Source organism: Aeromonas sp. 2692-1 (assembly GCF_013085505.1).
Lineage (GTDB): Bacteria > Pseudomonadota > Gammaproteobacteria > Enterobacterales > Aeromonadaceae > Aeromonas > Aeromonas hydrophila.
The window spans coordinates 4,960,907-4,966,042 of sequence record NZ_CP038513.1 but is presented as its reverse complement, the minus strand read 5'-3'; the positions used below and the strand labels follow the sequence as shown (position 1 = coordinate 4,966,042).

The 5,136-nt window shown below is 64.4% G+C and carries 4 protein-coding genes; 3 read left to right on the top strand and 1 reads right to left on the bottom strand.

Translation table 11 applies throughout. From position 1 onward, the window contains the following. Nucleotides 1-295 precede the first annotated feature (295 nt). Nucleotides 296-1,240, top strand: coding sequence for a chemotaxis protein CheV (locus tag E5E97_RS23175; protein ID WP_017410908.1), 945 nt, complete (start codon nucleotides 296-298; stop codon nucleotides 1,238-1,240). A gap of 83 nt (nucleotides 1,241-1,323) precedes the next feature. Here the strand turns inward: E5E97_RS23175 and E5E97_RS23170 are convergent, their stop codons facing one another. Continuing rightward, a complete protein-coding gene (locus tag E5E97_RS23170; protein ID WP_011707238.1) occupies nucleotides 1,324-1,923 on the bottom strand; it encodes an arylesterase in 600 nt (199 codons plus the stop codon). Between E5E97_RS23170 and E5E97_RS23165 the strand changes: the two genes are divergently transcribed. Both E5E97_RS23165 and E5E97_RS23160 read left to right on the top strand, forming a co-directional pair. Then, entirely contained in the window at nucleotides 1,922-2,647 is a 726-nt protein-coding gene (locus E5E97_RS23165; protein ID WP_045789088.1) for an ABC transporter ATP-binding protein, read from the top strand. The two genes, E5E97_RS23170 and E5E97_RS23165, sit on opposite strands and share 2 nt — an antisense overlap. After that, entirely contained in the window at nucleotides 2,644-5,091 is a 2,448-nt protein-coding gene (locus E5E97_RS23160) for an ABC transporter permease (protein WP_171281179.1), read from the top strand. Before E5E97_RS23165 ends, E5E97_RS23160 begins: the two co-directional genes overlap by 4 nt. Nucleotides 5,092-5,136 lie beyond the last annotated feature (45 nt).

Here is a 5,136-nt window from a genome sequence, read left to right as displayed (position 1 = left end):
TCCGGTCGACCCCAGGCAACAAGCGGCAGATTCATCTGCCGCTTTTTTTATGTCATGGGATTGAAGGGGGCGCTGATTTTCATCGGATAATCAGGGCCGTATCACCGTCGACAGAGGATTGTGAGCGAATGGTTACTGACAAGCTTGAAGAGAGCCCGGCCGCGAGCAGGGTCTCGCTTTTTTTTATCAAGTTCCTGCATCATCTGGCCGACATAGGATAAGAATACGGGTCGTGTTGGGATTCTGACCCTTCTATACTATGGCGAGACTCGGGCAACGGACGTAAGGGCTTTATATGGCAAGCATATTGGATTCAGTGGACCAACGTACCCAGCTGGTAGGGGAGAACCGCCTGGAGCTGTTGATGTTCCGTTTGGGATCCCAACAGTTGTTTGCTATCAACGTGTTCAAGGTGCGGGAAGTGGTCAAGCTGCCCCATCTCAACAAGATGCCGGGAGCGCACCACAACATCAGCGGGGTGGCCAACATCCGTGGCACCTCGATCCCGGTGATCAACCTGCGCAGCGCCATCGGCATGCGCCCCATGCCCATCGATGCCGAGTCCAACCTCATCATTACCGAATACAACCGCACCATTCAGGGCTTTCTGGTGGGGCAGGTGGCCAACATCGTCAACATGACCTGGAAGGACATTCTGCCGCCGCCGCGTTCAGCCGGGCGAGCGAACTACCTGACCGCCATCACCCGCATTCCCGAAGACGGCGTCGATCAGATCGTCGAGATCATCGACGTGGAGAAGGTGCTGGCCGAGATCATCACCTATGACATCCGCATCTCGGAAGAGGTGCTGGATCGGGAGATCCTGCCGGAAATGCATGGCCGCAAGGTGCTCATCGTCGATGACTCCAGCACGGCACGCAATCTGGTGCGCGAGACCCTGGGCCAGCTGGGGCTGGAGGTGATCGAATGCCAGGATGGCCTGCAGGCGCTCAATCTGCTCAAGGGGTGGTGTGATGCGGGCAAGAAGGTGACCGACGAGATCCTGCTGATGATCACCGATGCCGAGATGCCGGAGATGGACGGCTACCGGTTGACCCATGAAATTCGCAGCGATGCCCGCATGTCCGATCTCTTCATCACCCTCAACACCTCGCTGAGCGGCAACTTCAACGAGGCCATGGTCAAGAAGGTGGGCTGTGATCGCTTCATCTCCAAGTTCCAGCCAGACCTGCTGGTCGGGGTGGCTCAGGAGCGGCTGCGCCAGATCCTGGAACGCTGAAACAGGAGCAATAAAAATCCCGCCTTGGCGGGATTTTTATTGGGGTTGGAACCCGGAAGATAGGCAAGGTCATGACACCGGGATCACTGGGTCAGCAGCGGCTCGATGAAGCTGGCCACCCGGTCGCGGATCTGCGGCTGGGCGGCGGCGGTGGGGTGAATGCCATCGTTCATCATGAGTTCAGGGCGCAGCGCAATATCATCCATGAAGAAGGGCATCAGCGGCAGCTGATTGGCGCTGGCCAGTTCCGGAAAGATCTGCTCGAACTGGCGCAGGTAGCGCGCGCCGTAGTTGCGCGGCAGTTGGATCTGGGTCAGCACGGTTTTTACCTGTTGCGCCTTGGTCAGTGCCACCATCCTGGTGAGATTGTCCCGGGTGATGGCCGGCGCGAACCCGCGCAGCCCGTCGTTGCCACCCAGCTCGATCAGCACCCAGTCCGGTTGATGTTCCTTGAGCAGGGCCGGCAATCTGGCCAGCGCCCCTTGCGTAGTTTCACCACTGATGCTGGCATTGATAAGCTGATGTTTACCCCCCTGCTGCTGCCATTTCTGATTGAGCAGCGCAGGCCAGCTCTGCTCCGCCGGCATCTGATAACCCGCACTCAGGCTGTCGCCCAGTACCAGCAGGGTCTGGGCCTGCACCGATGACACCAGGCAGCACAAGGCAAACAGGAAACGCGTCATGAATTCAACTCCCATTATCAACGTCAAGGGCCTGGGCAAGACAGTGCGCCTGGGCCAGGAAAGCCTCACCATCCTTGAAGGGATCGACCTGCAAGTCAATAGCGGCGAAACGGTGGCGCTGGTCGGTGCCTCCGGCTCCGGCAAGTCCACCCTGCTGGGGCTGCTGGCCGGGCTGGATCTGCCGAGCCAGGGGGATATCGAGATCCTCGGCCAGTCGCTGCTGCAGTTGGACGAGGAGGGGCGTGCCCGGCTACGGGCCGAGCAGGTCGGCTTTGTGTTCCAGTCCTTCCTGCTGCTGCCCACCCTGAGTGCGCTGGAAAACGTCATGCTGCCTGCCGAGCTGCGTGGCGAGACCCGCTGCGAGCCGCGGGCTCGCGAGCTGCTGGCGGCGGTCGGTCTCGGCGAGCGGCTGCACCATCTGCCGCCGCGCCTCTCCGGCGGTGAACAGCAACGGGTTGCCATCGCCCGGGCCTTCATGACCCGGCCCAGCCTGCTGCTGGCCGATGAGCCCACCGGCAACCTCGACAGCAAGACCGGGGAACGGGTGATCGAGCTGCTGTTCGAGCTCAACCGCGAGCATGGCACCACGCTCGTGGTGGTGACCCATGATCACGAGCTGGCCCAGCGTTGCCAGCGGCAGCTGGTGATGGCGGCAGGACGACTGGCGGCGGATGCGTCAGCATCCGAAGCCGCCTCTGCAGCAAGAGTCAGGGAGCTGTCATGAGTCAGTGGCGACTGGGATTCAAGTTATTGCGCCGGGAAGGATTCAACGGCGAGCTGCGTTGGTTCGTGCTGGCGCTGGCGCTGAGCGTGGCCTGCGTGCTGAGCGTGGCCCTGGTGGCGGATCGACTGGATGCCGGGCTCAAAGCCTCCGGTCGGGACTTTATCGGTGCCGACCGGGCACTGCGCTCGGCCACGCCGGCGCCGGCCGCCTGGCTCGAGCAGGCGGCAAAAACGGGCCTGGCGGTGCAGACCACGGTCAGCTTCAACAGCATGCTGTTTCATGGCGATGCCTTGCAACTGGCCTCCATCCGCGCCGTGCCTGAGGATTTCCCCTTCTACGGCAAGCTGGAGCTGAGCCCCCAGCGGGCGCCGGCACCCGGCGAGATCTGGCTTTCGGCCAGGGTGATGCAACTGTTGGCGGCCAAGCCGGGGGATGCGCTGGAAGTGGGCAATACGGTGCTCAAGGTGGCGGGGGTACTGGGTCAGGAGCCGGATCAGGGCTTCAGCCCCTTCCTGCTGGCGCCGCGGGCGCTGATCCACAGCGCCGATGTGGAGGCGACCGGTGCCCTGCTGCCGGGCAGCCGCCAGCAGTGGCGCTACCTGTTCAAAGGCAGCCGCGAGCAGGTGGCCGAGTATGAACGCTGGCTCAAACCCAGACTCAAGGCGGGGCAGAAGCTGATCAAGCCGGACGATCAGGGCTCCCAGGTGGGCCGCTCGCTGGCCAATGCCGAGCGCTTCTTCCGGCTCGCCTCCCTGGCGGGAGTGCTGCTGGGGGCGCTGGCCATGGGCATCGCGGTGCGTCACTTCGCCGAGCGCCAGACCAACATGGTGGCGCTGCTCAAGACCCTGGGGGCCTCCCGTCGCTCGCTCTGGCAGTTGATGGGCACCCTGTTGCTGTCGCTGACGCTGGTCGGCGCCCTGCTCGGTCTAGTGGCAGGCAGCGCCATGCAGTGGCTGACCCTGCATCTGCTGGGCAACCTGCTGCCCGCTGATCTACCACCGCCGTCGTGGCGACCCTTTGCGCTGGGGTTGGCGGTGGCCTTCTTCATCACCCTGCTGCTGGCCTTCGTGCCCTTCCTGCGCCTGCTCAAGGTGCCGCCGCTGCGGGTGCTGAGGCGCGAGCTGGAGGCGGGGATCCCGCCCTGGCTGGCGTTGCCGGTGGCGCTGCTTGGCCTGTTTGGGCTGGTGTGGGGCTTCACCGCCGATGCGACCCTGGCGCTGGGGCTGATCGGAGGCATGGGCCTGCTGATGGGGCTGCTGGCGCTGATCGCCTCCTTGCTGCTACGGCTGGGACGCCGGGTGCAGGGGCCCCACGCGCTGCGGCTGGCCATCAGCCATCTCTCCCGCGAGCGGGGCAGCGGCCTGTTCCAGCTGGCGGGCTTTGCGCTGGCACTCATGCTGTTCGGTCTGCTGTGGGCGGCGCGGGTCGACCTGCTCGGCGAGTTCTCGGCCCGGTTGCCGGCGGATGCCCCCAACCGCTTCCTGGTCAACGTGGCAGACGGAGAGCGGGAGGGGATCCTGGCCGATCTGCGCCAGGCGGGGGCCGTGACCTCGGACTTCTACCCCATGGTGCGCGGCCGGCTGGTCAGCATCGCCAGCGAGGCGGTGCGCGACACGGATGAAGATGGTCGCGAAGGGGTCAATCGCGAGCTCAACTTCACCACCACCGCCACCCTGCCGCCGGACAATACCCTGACCGCGGGGCGCTGGCTGGATGGCCCCGGCCAGGTATCGGTAGACAAGGATCTGGCCAAACGGCTCGACATCGCCCTCGGCGACACCCTGGGCTTCACCATCGAGGGGCGCAGCTTCAAGGCACAGGTGACCAGCCTGCGGGCCATCAAGTGGGACAACATGCGGCCCAACTTCTACATGATCTTCTCGCCGGACGTGCTGGCGCCTTTCTCCCAGACCTGGCTCGGCAGCTATCGTCTGCCGGAGCAGGGACGGGTGGCGGAAGTGGAACTGATCCGCCGGCACCCCACGGTGAGCCTGATCGATGTGGACGATTTGATCGTACGGTTGACGGCGGTGTCGGATCAGGTGAGCCGGGCGCTGGGGCTGATGCTGGGGCTGGTGACGGTGGCGGCGCTGCTGGTGCTGCTGACCCAGACCCAGGCCAGCATGGCCCATCGACGCCGGGAACTGCTGTTGATGCGCACCCTGGGGGCCGGCAGCGAGTTGCTCAGGAAGATGCTGCGTTGGGAGCTGGTTGCCAGCGGCCTGCTGGCGGGGCTGTGCGCCGCCATGGTGGTCGAGCTCTGCTCCCTCGGCCTGCAGTGGTGGTGGTTCGAGGGGCAATGGCAGTTCCACTGGGCCATCTGGATTGGTCTGCCGTTGCTGGGTGCCGTGCTGGTGACGCTGGCGGGGCAGGGCATGCAGCGCCAGCTGCTGGCGGGCACCCTGAGCGATCGGCTGCGTGGATTGGGGCAGGGCCTGCTCTGATCACCGCATCCTGTGCGGATGCCGCAAGGCGCTATAACAATCAGC

Excerpts from the sequence above, each read along its gene's own strand:
- E5E97_RS23175 (WP_017410908.1), top strand. The coding sequence starts at position 296 with ATGGCAAGCATATTGGATTCAGTGGACCAACGTACCCAGCTGGTAGGG.
- E5E97_RS23165 (WP_045789088.1), top strand. The coding sequence starts at position 1,922 with ATGAATTCAACTCCCATTATCAACGTCAAGGGCCTGGGCAAGACAGTG.
- E5E97_RS23170 (WP_011707238.1), bottom strand. The coding sequence starts at position 1,923 with ATGACGCGTTTCCTGTTTGCCTTGTGCTGCCTGGTGTCATCGGTGCAG.
- E5E97_RS23160 (WP_171281179.1), top strand. The coding sequence starts at position 2,644 with ATGAGTCAGTGGCGACTGGGATTCAAGTTATTGCGCCGGGAAGGATTC.